Origin of the sequence: Rossellomorea sp. GAMAL-10_SWC, from assembly GCF_049568075.1 — a bacterium.
Classification (GTDB): Bacteria; Bacillota; Bacilli; order Bacillales; family Bacillaceae_G; genus Gottfriedia.
Map to the genome: position 1 here is coordinate 463,021 of NZ_CP144911.1, position 18,812 is coordinate 481,832.

Annotated in this window: 23 protein-coding genes; 17 read left to right on the forward strand and 6 right to left on the reverse strand. The window is 31.5% G+C overall.

Annotated elements, in window-relative coordinates:
• Positions 1–12 precede the first annotated feature (12 nt).
• Positions 13–429 carry an NUDIX hydrolase gene (locus V5E38_RS02240; RefSeq protein WP_499212049.1) on the forward strand — a complete coding sequence of 139 codons (417 nt, stop codon included), beginning with the start codon at positions 13–15 and terminating at the stop codon, positions 427–429.
• Between the two features lie 45 nt (positions 430–474).
• Here the strand turns inward: V5E38_RS02240 and hpt are convergent, their stop codons facing one another.
• A complete protein-coding gene (gene hpt, locus V5E38_RS02245; RefSeq protein WP_499212050.1) occupies positions 475–1,002 on the reverse strand; it encodes a phosphoribosyltransferase in 528 nt (175 codons plus the stop codon).
• A 172-nt stretch (positions 1,003–1,174) separates the two neighbouring features.
• Between hpt and V5E38_RS02250 the strand changes: the two genes are divergently transcribed.
• Positions 1,175–2,713 (forward strand): FAD-dependent oxidoreductase, encoded by a 1,539-nt coding sequence (locus V5E38_RS02250; RefSeq protein ID WP_499212051.1) that lies wholly within the window; start codon positions 1,175–1,177, stop codon positions 2,711–2,713.
• Positions 2,714–2,838: 125 nt separating this feature from the next.
• Here V5E38_RS02250 and V5E38_RS02255 read toward each other — a convergent pair whose 3' ends face one another.
• Together V5E38_RS02255 and V5E38_RS02260 are read right to left on the reverse strand one after the other, a co-directional pair.
• A complete protein-coding gene (locus tag V5E38_RS02255) occupies positions 2,839–3,198 on the reverse strand; it encodes a GNAT family N-acetyltransferase (RefSeq protein ID WP_499212052.1) in 360 nt (119 codons plus the stop codon).
• Positions 3,186–3,371, reverse strand: a complete 186-nt coding sequence (locus V5E38_RS02260; RefSeq protein ID WP_499212053.1) for a GNAT family N-acetyltransferase — start codon at positions 3,369–3,371, stop codon at positions 3,186–3,188. The genes V5E38_RS02255 and V5E38_RS02260 overlap by 13 nt, the downstream gene beginning before the upstream one ends.
• Positions 3,372–3,527: 156 nt before the next feature.
• Between V5E38_RS02260 and V5E38_RS02265 the strand changes: the two genes are divergently transcribed.
• From V5E38_RS02265 to V5E38_RS02300, 8 genes are all read left to right on the forward strand, one after another.
• A complete protein-coding gene (locus tag V5E38_RS02265; protein WP_499212054.1) occupies positions 3,528–3,980 on the forward strand; it encodes a VOC family protein in 453 nt (150 codons plus the stop codon).
• A 259-nt stretch (positions 3,981–4,239) separates the two neighbouring features.
• Complete coding sequence (locus V5E38_RS02270) at positions 4,240–4,584, forward strand: SHOCT domain-containing protein (protein WP_499212055.1); 345 nt, start codon at positions 4,240–4,242, stop codon at positions 4,582–4,584.
• A gap of 42 nt (positions 4,585–4,626) precedes the next feature.
• Entirely contained in the window at positions 4,627–5,538 is a 912-nt protein-coding gene (locus V5E38_RS02275; protein WP_499212056.1) for an AEC family transporter, read from the forward strand.
• 137 nt (positions 5,539–5,675) lie between these two features.
• On the forward strand, positions 5,676–6,221 hold the full coding sequence (locus V5E38_RS02280; RefSeq protein ID WP_499212057.1) for a Gmad2 immunoglobulin-like domain-containing protein: 546 nt from the start codon (positions 5,676–5,678) through the stop codon (positions 6,219–6,221).
• Positions 6,222–6,642: 421 nt separating this feature from the next.
• Positions 6,643–7,311 (forward strand): response regulator transcription factor, encoded by a 669-nt coding sequence (locus V5E38_RS02285; RefSeq protein WP_056471929.1) that lies wholly within the window; start codon positions 6,643–6,645, stop codon positions 7,309–7,311.
• Between the two features lie 14 nt (positions 7,312–7,325).
• Entirely contained in the window at positions 7,326–8,714 is a 1,389-nt protein-coding gene (locus tag V5E38_RS02290) for a HAMP domain-containing sensor histidine kinase (protein ID WP_499212058.1), read from the forward strand.
• Positions 8,715–8,915: 201 nt separating this feature from the next.
• Entirely contained in the window at positions 8,916–9,377 is a 462-nt protein-coding gene (locus V5E38_RS02295) for a hypothetical protein (protein WP_499212059.1), read from the forward strand.
• A 117-nt stretch (positions 9,378–9,494) separates the two neighbouring features.
• Positions 9,495–10,136, forward strand: coding sequence for an alanyl-tRNA editing protein (locus V5E38_RS02300; protein ID WP_499212060.1), 642 nt, complete (start codon positions 9,495–9,497; stop codon positions 10,134–10,136).
• Positions 10,137–10,238: 102 nt separating this feature from the next.
• Here the strand turns inward: V5E38_RS02300 and V5E38_RS02305 are convergent, their stop codons facing one another.
• Positions 10,239–11,063, reverse strand: a complete 825-nt coding sequence (locus V5E38_RS02305; RefSeq protein ID WP_499212061.1) for an aldo/keto reductase — start codon at positions 11,061–11,063, stop codon at positions 10,239–10,241.
• Between the two features lie 285 nt (positions 11,064–11,348).
• On the opposite strand from V5E38_RS02305, the gene V5E38_RS02310 reads away from it, so the two are divergent.
• Positions 11,349–11,912, forward strand: a complete 564-nt coding sequence (locus V5E38_RS02310) for a beta-class carbonic anhydrase (protein WP_499212062.1) — start codon at positions 11,349–11,351, stop codon at positions 11,910–11,912.
• A gap of 513 nt (positions 11,913–12,425) precedes the next feature.
• Here the strand turns inward: V5E38_RS02310 and V5E38_RS02315 are convergent.
• Positions 12,426–13,211, reverse strand: a complete 786-nt coding sequence (locus V5E38_RS02315) for a carbonic anhydrase (protein ID WP_499212063.1) — start codon at positions 13,209–13,211, stop codon at positions 12,426–12,428.
• Between the two features lie 88 nt (positions 13,212–13,299).
• Here V5E38_RS02315 and V5E38_RS02320 point away from each other — a divergent pair, with 88 nt between their 5' ends.
• The 4 genes from V5E38_RS02320 (at position 13,300) to V5E38_RS02335 (ending at position 15,735) form a co-directional block, all read left to right on the forward strand.
• Positions 13,300–14,007, forward strand: coding sequence for a DNA alkylation repair protein (locus V5E38_RS02320; RefSeq protein WP_499212064.1), 708 nt, complete (start codon positions 13,300–13,302; stop codon positions 14,005–14,007).
• A gap of 197 nt (positions 14,008–14,204) precedes the next feature.
• Complete coding sequence (locus V5E38_RS02325; protein ID WP_499212065.1) at positions 14,205–14,711, forward strand: GNAT family N-acetyltransferase; 507 nt, start codon at positions 14,205–14,207, stop codon at positions 14,709–14,711.
• A 31-nt stretch (positions 14,712–14,742) separates the two neighbouring features.
• Complete coding sequence (locus V5E38_RS02330; protein WP_499212066.1) at positions 14,743–15,123, forward strand: hypothetical protein; 381 nt, start codon at positions 14,743–14,745, stop codon at positions 15,121–15,123.
• Between the two features lie 96 nt (positions 15,124–15,219).
• Positions 15,220–15,735 carry a PCYCGC motif-containing (lipo)protein gene (locus V5E38_RS02335; RefSeq protein WP_499212067.1) on the forward strand — a complete coding sequence of 172 codons (516 nt, stop codon included), beginning with the start codon at positions 15,220–15,222 and terminating at the stop codon, positions 15,733–15,735.
• 76 nt (positions 15,736–15,811) lie between these two features.
• Here V5E38_RS02335 and V5E38_RS02340 read toward each other — a convergent pair whose 3' ends face one another.
• Entirely contained in the window at positions 15,812–15,973 is a 162-nt protein-coding gene (locus V5E38_RS02340; RefSeq protein WP_499212068.1) for a hypothetical protein, read from the reverse strand.
• Between the two features lie 162 nt (positions 15,974–16,135).
• Here V5E38_RS02340 and V5E38_RS02345 point away from each other — a divergent pair, with 162 nt between their 5' ends.
• Positions 16,136–16,519, forward strand: a complete 384-nt coding sequence (locus V5E38_RS02345) for an ArsR/SmtB family transcription factor (protein ID WP_335479253.1) — start codon at positions 16,136–16,138, stop codon at positions 16,517–16,519.
• Positions 16,520–16,550: 31 nt separating this feature from the next.
• The gene (locus V5E38_RS02350; RefSeq protein WP_499212069.1) at positions 16,551–18,677 is read left to right on the forward strand and encodes a heavy metal translocating P-type ATPase; all 2,127 of its coding nucleotides are present in this window, start codon (positions 16,551–16,553) and stop codon (positions 18,675–18,677) included.
• The last annotated feature ends 135 nt before the right edge of the window (positions 18,678–18,812 follow it).

Below are 18,812 nucleotides of genomic sequence, written 5' to 3' on the forward strand. Positions count from 1 at the left end.
AGGTGGCTTTTCATGGAGAAATGGATTGGGGCAACTGGTATTTGTATCAATCGTAAAGGGCAGGTTTTAATGGTACTTCAAGGCAAGCCTGATGAACAAAAGCTTTGGTCTACTCCATCAGGCGGATTAGAACAAAATGAATCGATTGAAGAGTGTTGTAAAAGAGAGGTACTCGAAGAAACAGGATATGAAGTTGATGTAATTAAGCAGTTGTTTATCAAAGAAGATTTCTCATATGGTTTTCAAGTAGAAGTACATTATTTTGAAGTTAGAATTAATGGTGGTAATGCTAAAATTCAAGATCCTGAACAACTAATATATGAAATTGCATGGAAATCAGCAGATGAAATTCTTGTATTAGAGCTTAGTTTTCCTGAGGATCGAAATTTATTAATTGATTTAATTAATAAGAAAGTTAACAAGAAATAAAAAAAGCCGTTTGATAAATAATCAAACGGCATGTTCTTGATTAAATTAATATTCTTCCACAGTTGCGATATACGGTAGATTTCGATATTGCTGTGCATAATCAATTCCATAGCCAACGATAAACTCATCAGGAATGACAAAACCTACATAATCAACTGATAGATCGATTTTTCTTCTTTCAGGTTTATCTAATAAAGTACAAATCTTAATCGATTTTGGCTTATGCATTTGAAGATGGTCACGTAAAAAATGCAATGTTAGACCACTATCAATGATATCTTCAATTACTACCACGTTTTTATCTGTGATATTCTCATCTAAATCTTTTAACAGTCTTACTTTTCCAGTTGATTCAATTTGATTACTATAGCTGGAAACAGAAATAAAATCTACATTAATATTACTTTTCATTTCACGAACTAGATCAGCTGCAAATACAAATGATCCTTTTAAAACAACTACAAGGATTAGTGGTTCGTTATTAAAGTCATGTTCAATTTGTTCGGCAAGTGCTTTGACTCTATTTTTTAAATCAGTTTGAGAAATTAAAGTGTCTTTAATTCTATAGGCCATGTAAATTACCCTCTTTACTAATTATTAACTATTTTTTACTTTATTAGATGAGCATTCCTCATTATCTCCATTTTAACAATATTTACTAATTAGTAGTATTGAAAAGTTAGTTTAATGAACATCCATCAATTTGGTAATAATAACCACATAACATAAATGGAGGTATTCAAAGATGAATGAAAAGATTGATTATAATGGCTTGCCGAAACACTCAAAGCCAATATGGAGAAGTGGACTAAATATTCCTACATTTGAACCGTTTAACGATGACGAAGAGTTTGATGCTGTAATCGTTGGTGCCGGAATTACGGGAATTTCAACCGCATATTTTTTAACGCAAGCGGGTATGAAGGTGGCTTTAATTGAAGCGAATAAAATAATTAATGGAACAACTGGTCACACGACTGCCAAAGTAACAGCCCAGCATGATTTAATTTACGATGAGCTAATTCAACATTTTGGATTAGAAAAGACAAAAATATTTTATCATTCTACTAAAAATGCAATGGATTTTATTAAAAAATATACGAATGATAACCAAATAGAATGTAATTATGAGACCCAGGATGCAACAATTTATACGACTTCGGATGATTATGTAAGAAATCTAGAAAATGAATTGAAAGCTTATGAGAAGTTAGGAATTGACTCGTTTGGAGCAGTAAAAACATTATTACCTTTTGATACAAAATATTCGATTACAATGCGGGATCAAGCTCAGTTTCACCCACTAAAATACTTGATTCATTTATTAAAAGCTTCAATTGAAAACGGATTAAAGGTTTATGAAGAAACTGTAGTCATTGACGTTGAAACAGGCAACAATCCAGTCGTAGTCACTCAAAGTGGAAGAAAAATTAAATGTAAGCATGTTGTTAGTGCATCCCATTTTCCTTTTTATGATGGTAATCAATTGTTTTTTACGAAATTACATGCTGATCGTTCATATGCCTTAGCTGCAAAAGTAAAAACAGCATATCCAGGAGGCATGTACATAAGTGTGGAAAATCCGAAAAGGTCTCTAAGATCATTTAAATATAATAATGAAGAACTAGTACTTATTGGTGGAGAAAGTCATAAAACAGGTGTAGAAACTCGTACTATGAGTTTTTATGAAAATTTAAAACTTTTTGGTGAAGAAACCTTTGGAATTGAAGATGTATTATTCAGATGGTCTACGCAAGATTTGATCACTTTAGATAAAATGCCTTATATTGGTAGACTATCATCAAAACATGAAAACATATACGTAGCCACTGGTTTCCGTAAATGGGGTATGACAAGTGGAACAGTCTCTGCCCAGTTAATCAGTAATTTAATATTAGGAAAAGAAGCTGTTGATGCTGATGTGTTCACTCCTTCAAGATTCCAAGCAGACCCTAGTATCAAGCATTTCTTAATGCAAAACATAGATGTAGCTAAACATTTAATTGAAGGAAAATTAGAACCTGTTTCTAGAAAGATAGAAGAATTATACAATGATGAAGGCTCAGTTGTAACACTAGATGGGAAAAGAGTTGGAGCTTATAAAGATGTAAATGGTAAAGTTCATTGTGTAGACACAACTTGTACTCATTTAGGTTGTGAAGTCGAGTGGAATAACGGTGAAAAATCATGGGATTGCCCTTGCCATGGCTCCAGATTTTCAATTTATGGTGACGTATTAGAAGGGCCAGCTGATCAACCTTTAAAACAAGTTTTTGTTCAATAACTATAAATTTATGTAAAAATATGAGGGGTTTCTCAAAAATGTGAGAGATCCCTTAATTTGTAGACAAAGTTTAAAAAAATGATATCTGAATGTTTTCAAGCACTTTTCTTTCAAGAAGCGAAGTCTTAATTATATTCCATTACGTAACAATCTCTATATTCACCTTCATGTAATTCATGCTTCGGAAGTAATCGAATTTTTTTAAATCCACATTTTTCATAGCATTTAATCGCGCGTACATTCCATGTTTGTGGATCTACTACTACTTTTTCTGCGTTTTGATTATTAACTAGGTAATTCACCATCGATGAGACAAGTAAACTTCCAATTCCACGATTCCAAAAATCAGTTTCACCAATAAATTGATCCATTCCGTAAATAACTTCACTTGTATTTTCATATCCATATTCAATTTTTGATTCATCGTCTAATTTATAAAATTGTATATGGCCTATCTCAATATTTTCATAAACTACAATACACATTTTAACAGAGTGATCTTTAGTAAAAAAATACTTTTAACCTTTTCAGCGTTGAACGGATTATCTCGACCTTCATAATATTGAAGAACTTTAGGATTCGAAAGCCATTTTGCTAGAAGGGGAACATCATTTTCTTTTAATTGACGAATAGTAAGCTTATTTGATTGGAAGATCACGTACAAACCTCCTTACATTTTGAATTAAAGTTAAATAAATCATATCATCTTGGAGATATTTAGAGTTTAAAATCCAGAATTTTTTAAAATTAAACAGCATAATGCTAAAATATAATACTTACGATATTACTTTCATCTGATAAAAGGAGAAAAGCGATGATAAAAAGTATATATGAAACTCATTTAGAAGTGAGAAATTTAGAAGAATCCATTATGTTTTACGAAAAACTAGGTATTAAGCTTGCTCATAAAATTGAAAAAAGAAGAGTAGCTTTCTTTTTTATCGGTGAGGACAAACAAATGCTCGGTCTATGGGAAGTAGAGAAAGGAAAGGAATTTCACAAAGGTCACTTCGCTTTTGGAGTAAGTCTACATGAACTAGAGAATAGTATTGAATGGCTAAAAGAGAGAGGGATAAAACCAACTGAAAACTTTTTTGGATTAAATCCAATTGAACCTGTAGTACATACTTGGATGCCAGCAGCAAGTGTATATTTCCGAGATCCTGATGGAAATAGTTTAGAATTTATAACGCTACTTGATGGAGAATCTATAAAAACAAATGAAGTTTTCTATTTAAGTGAATGGAAAGAAAAATATTCAAAATAACTCTTTGATTTTTGTTTATAAATATGGAGTGAATTCATTTTATACGAACCTATCAGATTAAATCAAAAATAGTGTATATAAGTTAATATAAAAATTTAAAAAATCACTTAATTAGGTGGTTTTTTATTTTTGCAATAGGTATTTAAACATAATTTGTCGAATATAGTATTTTGAAAGCAAAATAATAGTTTATCAAATTTAACCGACAAAGCTTCTATTTCATTCAGAAATTTATTTTAAAATGAAAAGAGGTGAAAATTTGAGAAAGATTCGAGTTAAACCAAGTAAAGGGCAGTCATTTTTTGGTTTAATGGTTGGCATTATTTTTATCGTCCTCGGTTTTACAATTGTAATACCACAAGCTGGTTTGTTCGGATTGTTATGGACCGGAATTGCGCTAATGATTACGCTTATTAATGGATATAACGTTTTTAGTGATCGTGGTATATCAAATTTTGAAGTAAATGTTGAAGAGAATATGACAAGAGAAAAAGAGGACTTTGAAGTGAAACTTCGTAAATTAAATAAATTAAAAAATGACGGGGTGATCACAGATAGTGAATTTCAGAAACAAAAAGAAAAAATTTTTAACCGAGATATGTAGATAAAATAAATATCGGTTGATCATCTGAAAGAAGGAAAAGCAATGGTAATAAAATTATTACTAGAAGTTATGCTACCTCTATTTTTTTATGTTATATTAGGCTATTTGTTTAATCGTCTTTTTAAACTTCACTTACGTACTTTAACAACCCTCTTAGTTTATTTATTTCTTCCAGTAGCCGTATTTATGAAAATCTATGATAGTCCGTTATCAGGTAAAGTTGCAGGTGGTGTTTTATTTTACTTGGTTATTCAATTTGTTGCCATGTCTCTAATTTCAACATTAATATGTAGATGGAGAGGAATTGAAAAATCGATGCAAGGTACATTTGCTAATAGCATCGCATTAAATAATTCAGGAAATCTTGGATTGCCAGTAAATGCGTTAGTTTTTAAAAATGATCCTTTTGCATTGAGTATTGGAGTTTTAATCGTTTTGTTCCAAAATATAATGACATTTACTGTTGGGGTATATAATGCAGAGGCTTCAGTTCAAATGAAAGAAGCAATTATGAAAATGCTAAAGCTACCAATCATATATAGTGTAGTACTTGGCTTTATACTTCAACTATCTCATGTGAAATTAAATCATGAATTGGTTACCATTTTAAATCCTATTACTGAATCATTCGCCCCATTTGCGTTAATTACGCTTGGAGCTCAATTAGCTGAATCGGGGAAAGAAATTAGCTGGAACAATTTAGCGATTAGTAACTTTTTAAGGTTAATTGGTGGTCCGATTATTGCATTTGCCCTTATAAAAATTTTCGGTTTTGAAGGTGTGGTTGCAAAAGCCCTTTTTATAGGTAGTGCCTTTCCAAGTTCAAGAAATAGTGCATTACTATCATTCAAAGGTCCGCATGCAAATTTTGCAGCACAAACTGTCATTACCTCAACTATATTAAGCAGTCTAACTTTACCAATGGTAATACAACTTGCTAGTACTTTCTTTTAATATGTTTAAAAATTCATTCCTATTTTTAAAAGTACACCTCGGTAAAAATGCATTTCATCTGTTGCTAAAAATAAATAGTTTAATTTAGAACAATATTTAAACTGCAGCAATAAATTAATTTAGGGGTGATTAAGAGAATGAAAAGACTTTTATTTATTGGACTTATAATTTTAAACATATTCTGTTTAGCAAGCTGTCAGTCAAGTGACTACGGTAATGGAAAAAAAGATGGTCAGTCATCACAAGTTGATAAGGGTAATACACCAGTTAAAGACAAAAATACTGATAACGGTAATACACCAGATAAGGGAACCAATAATCCGCCAAAAAAGGATGAAACTAAGCCACCAGTTAAAGTATTTACACCAGTTGAAAACGATGCATTTAAAGTCACTTCAGTTGTAAATGACTCAACAGGTAAAAATGTGTTAATTGTTGAAGGGAAAGCTAGTGTTTTTGAAGCAACATTTCTTTATCGCATAGAAGATGGTCATAATGTATTAGCGGAAGGTCATACAATGGCTGATATGGGTGCTCCAGAATGGGGGAACTTTAAATTAGTCATTAATTATGATCAGCCAACTAGTCCAAATGGGGTACTTACTTTATATGTAGCAAGTGCAAAAGACGGTCAACCAGAACATATACTAAATATTCCGATTCAGTTTCCTAATTATAAATAATATAGATTAGGAAAATTGATTTTAATGGGAATTGATTTGATTCTACTTACTCCATTGACAAATAATTTATTTAGTATGAAAATGACTTTAGCAAATGCTAAAGCCATTTTTTTTGAAATCTTAAGAAATTAACTTTAAAAATTACATACATAAATTAAAAAAGTTTATACCCGATCTTTTGGGAAGTTTAAAATATATTCTTAAATAAATTTTAATCGTTTTTAAGTGGAATTATTAGAAAATGCACACAATAGGTAGTAATATCAAGGTTATTAAGTTAAAGAATTAAAAATTTCTAATAAAACTCTAATTGAATTTTAAAATATTCGTAAAGCCATTTTCATCTTAAACAGATATCCTTATACAATACAAATAATAATTTTATAGATGTTATTATAAAAAAAAATGAGGGATAAAATATATGAAAAAAATATTAATTATAGAAGATGAGAAAGAATTAGCAAATTTTATACGATTAGAATTAGAGTATGAAGGTAATGAAGTTCATATTTCAAATGATGGTAGAGATGGTTTAAACCTAGCGATTGACCAAGAATTTGACTTAATTTTGCTTGATTTAATGCTTCCTAATTTAAGTGGTATTGAAGTTTGTAGACGAATTAGAGCACATAAAGACACACCAATTATTATGATTACAGCAAGAGATAGTGTTTTTGATCGAATTTCTGGTTTAGATAGTGGTGCAGATGATTATATTTCAAAACCATTTGTTATTGAAGAACTTTTAGCTCATATGCGAGCAATCTTTAGACGGATCGATCGTTCAACAAATTTACACTGCTTAAAGTTTAAAGATTTGTCATTAGATTCTGCAGCTCGAGTTGTTAAGAAGGATGAAGCGATCATTGATTTAACTAAAAAAGAATTCGATTTATTGTATTTATTAATGAGCAATGTAAATCGTGTATTAACTAGAGAAATTTTATTAGAAACTGTATGGGGCTATGGCTCTACTATTGAAACAAATGTAGTGGATGTTTATATTAGCTACTTAAGAACAAAACTAGATGATAAAAATAATACCTATATTCACACTGTAAGAGGTACTGGGTATGTAATGAGGATGTAGAGGTGAATCTGACCTTGTTAAATAAGCTTTCGATTAGATGGAAAATAACAATTACAATCGCTGTGCTTATGTTTTTCATATTTACATTATGTAATCTTATTCAATCTGCTTTAATTCAAATGTCTGTAATGAATCAGCAGCAACATCGCATTGAAAAAAGATTAAATGATACGTCAGCTTATTTAGATGAAGAATATAAAACGAAACGACCTAATGTGGCATCTTTTGCAGAAAACAAACAATATTTTGAAAAAATTATTCAAAATAATGAGATGATCCGACTAATAGATATAGATGGAAAAGAAATATTTACAGTTTCAAGAACAATGCCTAAAATTCCTATTATTAAAAAAGAATTCGGTGAAATTCAAAAACATAGAAAAAACAATCAAGAAATATTAATCAATAGTAAGGTGTTACATTATAAGAATTTTGACGGTGTATTAGAAGTTGCGATGAATGTAGACATCTTTTCGAAATTAATTAAAGAATCTTTCATGATTCTCGTTCTAGGAACAACCATTTCGTTAATTTTAAGTATACTCAGTGGTTATTTCTTATCTAAAAAAATATTAAATCCTATTAAAAATCTAAATCAAACAATGATTAAAATAAAAAATAATCAATTAAAAGAGCGAGTTTTTGTAGGAGAAACAAAAGATGAGCTATCTGAACTCGGTCTGCTTTTTAACAAAATGATGGATGAGTTAGAGGCTTCAATTACAAGACAAAAGCGATTTGTTGAAGATGCTTCTCATGAATTAAGAACACCTTTAGCAATCATTCACGGTCACTTATCATTAGTTAATCGCTGGGGGAAAAAGGACGAAACTGTTTTAGAAAACTCATTAAATACATGTATTAATGAAACAAACAGAATGATTATTTTAACGAATGAGCTTCTACAGTTAACGAAGCTAGAGAAAAATAACGAAAAGATTGAACAGTATGCTCCAACAAATATTAATGAAGTATTAAATGAGATCATAAACAATTATCAGCTATTACATGAAGATTTAGAAATTCACTTCCACACTCCTAATCAAATTGTCGATAATGCAAATATTGCAAGAGAACATTTAATGCAAATATTAATTATTTTGTTTGATAATGCAGTTAAATACAGTAAAGAACACACCATTATCGATATAACAACAACTCAAGTTGCAAACAAGATCGAAATCAAAGTGGAAGACAACGGAATCGGTATTAAAGAAGAAGATATCAATCATATATTTGACCGATTTTATCGAGCTGATAAAGCGAGAAGTCGAGCTAACGGTGGTAATGGTTTAGGCTTATCAATAGCAAAAGACCTAATTGAAAACTATGGTGGCAATCTACAAATTACAAGTAAAAATGGAGAAGGCACAACTGCTTTCATCACATTAAACACAATTTAGTTAAGATTGTGTATCTAAATTCTCCAAAAGAAGTAAAATCACAAGATCTGTTACAGGATCTTGTGATTTTTTTCGTATTCACAAAGCATTCCCTATCCTCATCATCTCGGTGTAAATCTCATCAATTTAATAGTTTAGTACGGTATTATATGTTAAAGTTGAATAAAAAGAATATTCTTTTAATTCGAAGGGAGAACAAAGATGAGCTTTGTTAGTATTGCTATAAATAATGCAATTATGATTGAAAGTCTACGTAGTGCTGGTGTAGAAAACATTCAGTTAATAAATGCTGTGAAAGAAGAAAATTTCGAGTTTTTAAATCAATATGGTAATGGTTTTCCTAACTGGGAAACATTAATTAATCTGTACAAAAACAATGAAGAGAATTTTAATAAAATCGTTAATAATGGCTATCAGATCAAATTTTTAACAAAAGGCTCATTAATGACTTTCTTAAGATATAAATTTGGCATTGAAGTTGAAAAAGATTATGAAGATATGGGAACTGCTATTCAAGGAATTTATTTATCTGAAGAAGCAATTAATTTAATTAAACATACTCTTGCAGCAAATTGGAATTTAAGTACATATGTTGATGAAAAAGATGGGCTGAAAAAAGTACGTATTGAATTAGTAAAAGGTAGTGAAGTTGTAACAAAGTAATAAGGATTAATTAGATGAGGGACAATTTATAGAACTTGTTCCTTTTTTATAACTATAAAAGGGAAATCAACTAGTGGTTACAAAATTCAAAACCAAAAACGAATAAGGAGTATAGAAATGGGAGTAAAAAAACTATTTTGGGAAGATCCATATCTTACAAAAGCCACTGCAATTGTTACGGAAGTAGATGGCAGGAATGTTACTTTAAACGAAACCATTATTTATGCTTTTTCGGGTGGGCAACAATCAGACTCGGGGAGAATTGGTAATTATGAGGTGATTGAAGCTAAGAAGGACGGATTTGATATTATCTATACTTTACCAGAAAATCATGACCTTCAAAAAGGACAAGAAGTAGTGATTGAAATCGATTGGGAAAAACGATATCGAATTATGAAGCTACATTTTGCTGCAGAAATCACCTTGGAGCTAATGTATCAAAATTATAATAATCCTGAAAAAATTGGTGCAAATATTAGTAGTGACAAAGCTAGAATTGATTTCTATTGGGATGGAAAAATCTCTGAAACATTCCCACTTTTAGAGACAAAAGCAAAGGAACTGATTGATGCAGATTTGGAAATAACTAGTGAGTTCGATGATCTCAATAATCAAAGAAGATACTGGGAAATCAAAGGCTTTGGTAAAGTTCCGTGCGGTGGGACACATATTAAACGAACTGGAGAAATTAAAGGAATAAAGTTAAAACGAAACAATATAGGTGGAGGGAAAGAACGATTAGAGATTTATTTAATTTGATTACAAAAGAACCTAAAGGATAAGGAAAAATGGCTACCTTTCAAAAAACTGGTAGCCATTCCTATTTCATTATTATAAATTTCTTACTCTTAAACCTGCCCCTTAAAAATCAAAATTATCAGGGTCTGGACCCACACGTTTATTTGCATCAAGAGTAGCAATTTGTTGCATATCATTTGAAGAAAGCTCGAAGTTGAATACTTCAAAGTTTTCTTGAATTCGTGAAGGTGTGATTGATTTAGGAATAACGATTACATTACGTTGCAAGTGCCAACGGATAATGACTTGGGCAGTTGTTTTACCATATTGATCCGCAATCTCTTTTATAACAGGATTTGTTAAAGCTTCGCCACCTTGCATTAATGGGCTCCATGCTTCTAATGCAATTCCGTTTTTATGACAATATTCACGTAATTCATTTTGTTGAAACATTGGGTGCAATTCGACTTGATCGACCATTGGTTTAATATTGCGATGAGCTGCAATATCCTCCAAGTGATGGACATGAAAATTTGAAACACCAATTGCTGGCACAAGCTTTTCATCGTAAAGTCTTTCTAATGCTTTATATGTATCTAAATATTTCTCTTTTACTGGCCAGTGAATTAAATAAAGATCAACATAGTCCAAGCCTAATTTTTTAAGACTCTCTTCATGAGCTTTTAAAGTAGTATCATACCCTTGATCAGCATTCCAAACTTTTGTTGTAATAAAAAGTTCATCACGGGAAACACCAGATTGGCGAATTGCTTCACCTACTTGCTCTTCGTTTTGATAGACAGCTGCAGTATCAATATGACGATAACCTACTTCGATAGCTGTTCGGACTGCATCTACACCATCTTCTGGTGACACACGCCACACACCTAAACCTAATTGAGGCATTTTAACTCCATTATGTAATGCAATAGAATGTTCAAACTTCATTTTAATTCCCTCCTTATTAAAGATTAAGTCTAGTGTACAATATAAACTTTAAAAATAAAAAAAATTGATAGAAATTAATGGGAATTTAAAAATAAAACATTTCGTTTGTTTTTTTTTGTATGACAGTGTATTTAGCATACTAAAAAATAAAAATAAAACGGTATAAATGAAAACATAATTTTAGATTAATACTATAATTGAGTGCAAAATGGTTGTATATTTTGAGCTTTTCCTTCAATATAGGTATAGGAAAAATGCTCTTTATTTTTGTTTGGAGGGGAATATATGTTAGATCAAATTTTAGATTTTAATAAGAAGTTTGTTGAGAATAAGGAATATGAGCAATACATAGCTTCAAAGTTTCCGAATAAAGAGGTTGTAGTTGTTACTTGTATGGATACACGTCTAGTTGAGCTTTTACCAAAGGCTCTTGATATTAGAAACGGTGACGTGAAAATGATTAAAACAGCTGGTGCAGTTATTGCCCATCCGTTTGGTTCAGTTATGAGAAGTATTCTAGTTTCAATTTATGAACTAGGAGCTAAAGAAGTGTTAGTAATCGGTCACCATGAGTGTGGAATGGGTAATATAAATCCTACACGTATGAAAGAAAAAATGATTGAAAAAGGTATTAAAGAAGAAAACCTAGAAATTTTAGGTTTTTCAGGTCTAGATTTAGACAAATGGTTAACTGGCTTTACAAATGTATACGACAGTGTTAACCACAGTGTTTCAATTATTAAAAACCACCCTCTTGTTCCAAAAGAAGTTGAAATACATGGTTTAGTAATTGACCCTCATACAGGAAAATTAGAAGTAGTTCATCGAGATGAAAAAACTGCTGAATAATGTTTTAAACAAAAAAAGTTATCCTTTAGGTAGGATAACTTTTTTTGTGGTGTTGAAAAAGAAGATGGTAGCTAAATAAGAATTATCTGTTGATTTCACTCCAGGGTGCTATGAGGAAGTAATTTTCAAATTCGACCATTAATAGTACCTCATGAACCTGTTATGAGGAAATAAATTTCGAATTTGAGCAATAATAGTACCTCATGAACCCGTTATGAGGAAGTAAATTTCGACTTCGAGCATTAATGGTTCCTCATGTATCTGTTATGAGGAAGTAATATTCAAATTCGAGCAATAATAGTACCTCATGAACCCGTTATGAGGAAGTAATATTCAAATTCGAGCAATAATAGTACCTCATGAACCTGTTATGAGGAAATAAATTTCGAATTTGAGCAATAATAGTACCTCATGAACCAGTTATGAGGAAGTGAATTTCGAAATTGAGCAATAATAGTTCCTCATGCCCCCATTATGAGTAAGTTATTTTCATAATCAAGCAACTCGTTATGTTTACCAAGATTCAAATAAATCTCTACCATTTAATGGCTGAACAGGACGGCTATTTGGTTCGAAATAATTTTGATAAGAATGGATTTGTTCTTCGGAAATTTGTATAGGTTTGTTAAAGATTATCCATTTAATCCCTTCAGTACATGGAGGAGTTGTAAAAGAGCCAGTGTACGAAAATTTTTTACTTGTATACGGAATAAAGGACTGCAAATTTATTTTTACAATCTTTCCCCCAAGATCTTCATCCATAGGATTTGCATTTAGGATTTTTTGGAATTCTTTATTCAATCTTCCACTATCAACAAGTACCCCAATGGTAATAATAGATTTATTTTTATTTTCATTTATAAAATGAATCTCTAAATCACTTTGTTTCCCATTTATTGTATGCTCGCTTGGGGTATGGAAATGAAATTGTAGTAATGTATAGTTTGTTCCATTTAAATTAATAGTGTTGGAGTGATTAACCGGAATGAATTTTACCGTGTACTGCGACCTTTCTATTTTAAAAAGATCATTATGATAGTTTATACCTAAAGGTAGTGATTTTTTTATAGCTTGATCAATATTAATTGGTGATTGCTGTTTTCCATTTGAACATAGTGCATATTTATTATTGATTGAACTCCAATATTTTGGTCCAGTTTTTCCTGTGTAAGACCAGTCTTCGTTTCTTGCAGCTGCAATTGTTGATTTATTTAGATGAACCTCATGCACAATCTGATTATTTGAACAGGATGAGAGTGTAAAACTGAATAGTATGATGAATAGAAAAAAATAGTTCAATATAAACTTTCCTTTCTTGATATGTATGATAGGATACATTTTAGACAACGATGTTACGGAACAAACCTTTATTAAGGGGGAGAATATAATGACATTAGAAGAAGTTATGAAATCATTAAAGGAAATGGGAACTGAGCAAACGAAAAAAACTTTTTTGCGTCATGGTGCAAAGGAACCATTCTTTGGGGTTAAAATTGGTGATATGAAAAAGCTTGTTAAATATGTTAAAAAGGATCAGGAATTAGCATTATCACTTTTTCATACAGGAAATTCAGATGCGATGTATTTAGCGGGTTTGTCAATTAATCCGAAATTAATGACGAAAGAACAGCTTCAAAATTGGGCGAAAGAAGCTCATTGGTATATGATTTCTGAAAGTATTGTAGGTGCAGTTGCAGCAGAAAGCCAGTATGCAATCGAATTAGCTAGAGAATGGTTGAAGTCAGAAGATGAATTGATTGAAAATTGTGGATGGAGTACGTATAGTCATTATTTATCAGTTGCACCAGATGAAGAGATTGATAAGGAAGAAGTTCGTGAATTGCTTAATTATATTGAAAATAATATACATACTTCAAAAAATAGAGTTCGTTATACAATGAATGGGTTTGTAATTTCAGTAGGTAGTTTTGTTCCAAGTCTAACAGTTGAAGCAATGATGGTTGGTCAAAAGATTGGAAAAGTCCACGTGGACGTAGGAGATACGGCTTGTAAGGTACCTCTTGCGACTGATTATATTGAAAAGGTCGAAGCTAGGGGAAAGCTTGGAGTAAAGAAAAAAACATGTATTTGTTAATTGGATTGGTCACCTATTTTAATAGTTGACTCAGACTGTTGACAAACGCTCGCTTTCTTCGTTGCTTCGCTTGTCTGCGGTGCTCATTACCGTTTAAGGTAACTCCGCTCCTCGAAAGACAAGCGCTTGCAATCAGTCTGAAAATCAAGTTTTTAGTATTTTTTATTACACACTGGTAACGGGAGATAACCATGATTATGAAATCAAATAGACTATATATAAGAAAGCTTAAAATGGATGACCTAGAGCATTTACACAAACTTCAATCTAATGTGAAGGTAATGAGATACATTACAAATCGTCCCAAAACATTAGAAGAAACTGAAAATGAATTAAATAAAATTCTTCAAATGTATAAGGAGAAAAACGCTGATTTTGAAGTGATGGCAGTTTGTAAAAATGAGACTAATCAATTGATTGGAACATGCGCGGTCATAAAAAATGAAGCGGATGAGTTTGAAATAGGCTATCGATTAGCTGAAGAAGAATGGGGAAATGGTTATGGCTCTGAGATTGCTAGTTTAATAGAAGATTATTGTTTTGAAATTAGAAAGTTAAATTTTATAATAGCTACCGTTGAAGCAAAAAACATCTATTCAGTAAAGATTCTTGAGAAAAAAGGATTTAATTTAATTTTAGAATCAAATGATGATGAAAATGATGAATTAACTAAATATTATCGTAAAGATCGTCATAAATATTAGAAACCATCAAATTATCTAAAAGGAGGTACTAATGGATTTCAATATTCATTTTGATGAATATCATTTTGCTTCCACCATCATTATTACGCTAGTAAATTATATAACTCTTGGAATTTTATTTTATAGGGTCTATAAGACGAATGATTTGAAGCCTGAAGTATGGAAGGCTATTCTTACAATGCTTATCGGATTATTTGTCATTAGTATTAATTTGAATTTCGATCAATACCGTATTGAAATACCAATTTTACCACTTGGATTTTGGATTTTAATGTGGATTTGTAAACGGAATGATAATCTGGAACGATGGGAAAAATATAGACGTTTTGCTTGGGCTGGTTTTTTGATAAGATTTTTCTTTTTACTTACAAGTTTATTGCAAATGCAGATCGACTCAGTTATTTATTCATAGTTACGTTCAATCATTGGTATCAGATTTAAATATCATTTGTTTTCCACTCCAATAATTATTAAAATAAGATTAACGTGCATTTATTGGAGGAAAAGGATGAAACGAAAAACAATTCATAATGTACTTTCAGCTTTAACAATTTCGATTTTATTTACAGGATGCAGTAATCACCAAGTAGAAACGAATGATACGAAGAAACACGAAAATCATGCCGAACATGTTCAAACAAGTGATATTAGAGAACAAACAATTAATAACGAAACTTTGCCGAAGTTTTTAGGCGATAAAGAACAACAGATTCAACAAATTTATATGGTGGCAGCACAACATGCTGATTTACTTAAAAATATTCCGTGTTATTGTGGTTGTGGTGAAAGTGTAGGTCATAAAAGTAATTTAGATTGCTTTATTCATGAAGTAAAAGAAGATGGTTCAATCGTGTGGGATAGCCATGCTACTTCATGTGTCAACTGTATGGAAATTGCAGTTGAATCAGCGAAATTACAGCAAGAAGGAAAAACGCCTTTTGAAATTCGAAAAGTCATTGATAATAAATACAAAGAAGGATATGCCAAGCCGACAAATACCCCTATGCCAAAAGAACAGGGTTAAAGATATAGGAAAAAATTAAAAGTCAGACAGTTACTGAGTAATTCCGGTAACTGTCTGACTTTTTTATTTATAACGTTTATTCCTGCACTAAAGCTCGATCAATTTTCGTTATTTCTTCAAATAATGCTTGATGCTCTGTTTTATAAGGAGGAGTTGTTCCTAATTTTTTTCCGATTAAAAAGGTAAGTATTACGGCTGCTAAGCAAATTCCCCAAAAAAGATATCCGATTAGAGTCATTAATTTTTCTCCTTTTGTATGCATTACTAATCATTTCTTTATCATATGAAATATTCCTTTAAATTTTACAAATAATGTTTTGACACATATGAACAATTACTCATATAATATATATAAAGAAAACACATGAATGATTGTTCATGTATTCATAGGAGGACAGTTATGATTGAAGAAAAGAAGAAAGTTGATGAAGTTTGTGAAGAAGCTTGTCAACAAACGGTTATGCACGAGGATATAATTCTTTCAGTAAAAGAAAGCATGTTAAATATTGAAACACTGACAGGAGTAGCAGAACTTTTTAAAGTTCTTGGAGATAAGACGAGAACGAGAATATTACATGCACTAAGTCAATCTGAGATGTGTGTATGTGACCTAGCTTATTTATTAGAAATGACTCAATCATCTATATCACATCAGTTACGTGTATTAAAACAGGCGCATTTAGTAAAAAATCGTAAAGAAGGTAAAGTAGTTTATTATTCGTTAGCAGATAATCATGTTACGCAAATTTTCAATCAAGCACTAGAACATATTTTAGAGGATTAATATAGGTGTTTCTTGAGAGGAGTTGAGTTTGTTGAGTAGGGGGCAAAGGCAAGTAAATAGTGAATTAAAATTAGAAGGTCTTGATTGCGCTAATTGTGCAATGAAGATTGAAAAAAGAATTTCCACACTTGAAGGCGTTGATGCATGTTCAGTAAATTTTGCAACATTAACGATGACAATTACAACGAGTGAGGAACAAAAAGAATCGGTTATCGAGAGCGCTAAAGATAAGATTCGTGTATTAGAACCGCATATTAATCCTGTTTCAAAAATTGATTTAAAACTTGGGCAAGAGAAGCAACAGGGAATGAATGCTGAAACAAAAAAACTTATTGTTAAATTAGGGAGCGGTACTGTTTTATTAATCTTAGCTCAATTACTTAATGTACCTATGCTCTTTCAATTGATTATTTTTATAGCTGCCTATTTAATAGCGGGTGCTGACGTTGTTCTAAAAGCGATTCGAAATATTTTTAGAGGGCAAGTATTTGATGAGAATTTTTTAATGGGAGTTGCTACAATTGGAGCATTTATTATTGGTGAGTATCCTGAAGCTGTTGCAGTTATGCTATTTTATCAGCTAGGTGAATTGTTCCAAAGTATTGCAGTAAATCGTTCACGGAATTCGATTTCAAAATTAATGGATATACGTCCTGATTATGCTAATTTAAAAAATGGTGACAAAACTGAACAAGTATCTCCTGAAAAGATTCAAATTGGAGATATGATCATCGTTAAACCTGGGGAAAGGGTTCCGTTAGACGGAATTGTAAAAAGTGGATTTTCAAGTGTTGATACTTCTGCATTAACAGGAGAGTCATTACCAAGAGAAATATTTGAGGGCGATGAAGTATTAAGTGGATTTATAAATGTTCAAGGTTTACTCGAAATCGAAGTCAAGAAGGAATTTAATGAATCGACAGTTTCAAAAATATTAGAACTTGTTCAAAATGCAACAAATAAAAAGGCTCCTACAGAAAATTTTATTACAAAATTTGCAAAGGTCTATACACCTATAGTTGTAATCACAGCAGCCATTATTGCAATCATCCCGCCAATTATTATTCCTGGTGAAACGCTATATGATTGGGTATATCGAGCATTAATTTTCCTAGTTATTTCATGTCCTTGTGCACTAGTTGTTTCAATTCCTTTAGGATTTTTTGGAGGAATCGGAGCGGCATCAAAATCAGGAGTATTAGTAAAAGGAAGTAATTATTTAGAAGCATTAAATGATTTGAAATATATTGTGTTTGATAAAACAGGAACATTGACGAAAGGGCAATTCCAAGTAAGCTCGATTATACCTACACGTGGTCATTCGAAAGAGGAGCTATTGGAATTAGCTGCTTTTGGAGAGTTTTATTCTACTCATCCAATCGCATTATCGATTCGTCAAAAGTATGGTAAAGATATTGTTGAAGCAAAGCTATCTAACTATACTGAAATTGCCGGACATGGAATTAGCGTTACGATTAATGGAGATGCTCTGTTAGTAGGGAATTCAAGACTAATGGAAAGTCATTCAATTTTATATGAACCAACTAGAGAAGTAGGTACAACAGTTTATTTAGCAAAAAATAATCATTATATAGGATCAATTGTCATTGCAGATCAACTAAAAGATGATGCAAAAAAAGCGATACTTGAGCTTAAAAAAGTTGGAATTAAAAAGATTGTCATGTTAACCGGTGATTCTAACTTAGTGGCGAAAAGTATTGGTAAGGAATTAGCAATAGATGATATTTATTCAGAGCTACTTCCACATCAAAAAGTAGAAAAGCTTGAATTGATTGATAAGATAAAATCATCGAAAGAAAAGATTGCTTTTGTTGGGGACGGTATTAATGATGCACCAGTTTTAGCACAAGCAGATATAGGTATTGCAATGGGAGGAATTGGTTCCGATGCAGCGATCGAAGCTGCTGATGTTGTATTAATGTCGGATGAACCTTCAAAAATTGTAGATGCAATTAAAATCGCTAAACGAACAAGACAAATTGTATGGCAAAACATCTTTTTTGCTTTAGCAGTGAAAGGATTTTTCTTATTACTAGGTGTAATCGGAATCGCTACAATGTGGGAAGCAGTAATTTCAGATGTTGGAGTTACTGTATTGGCAGTATTGAATTCGATGAGAATACTTAGACATAAATAAAGCTAAAAAACTCAGTCTGTTGACAAACCCTCGCTTTCTTCGTTGCTTCGCCTATCTGCGGTGCTCATTACCGTCCAAGGTAACTCCGCTCCTCACCAGGCTTCGCGCCTCGAAAGACAAGCGCTTGCAATCAGT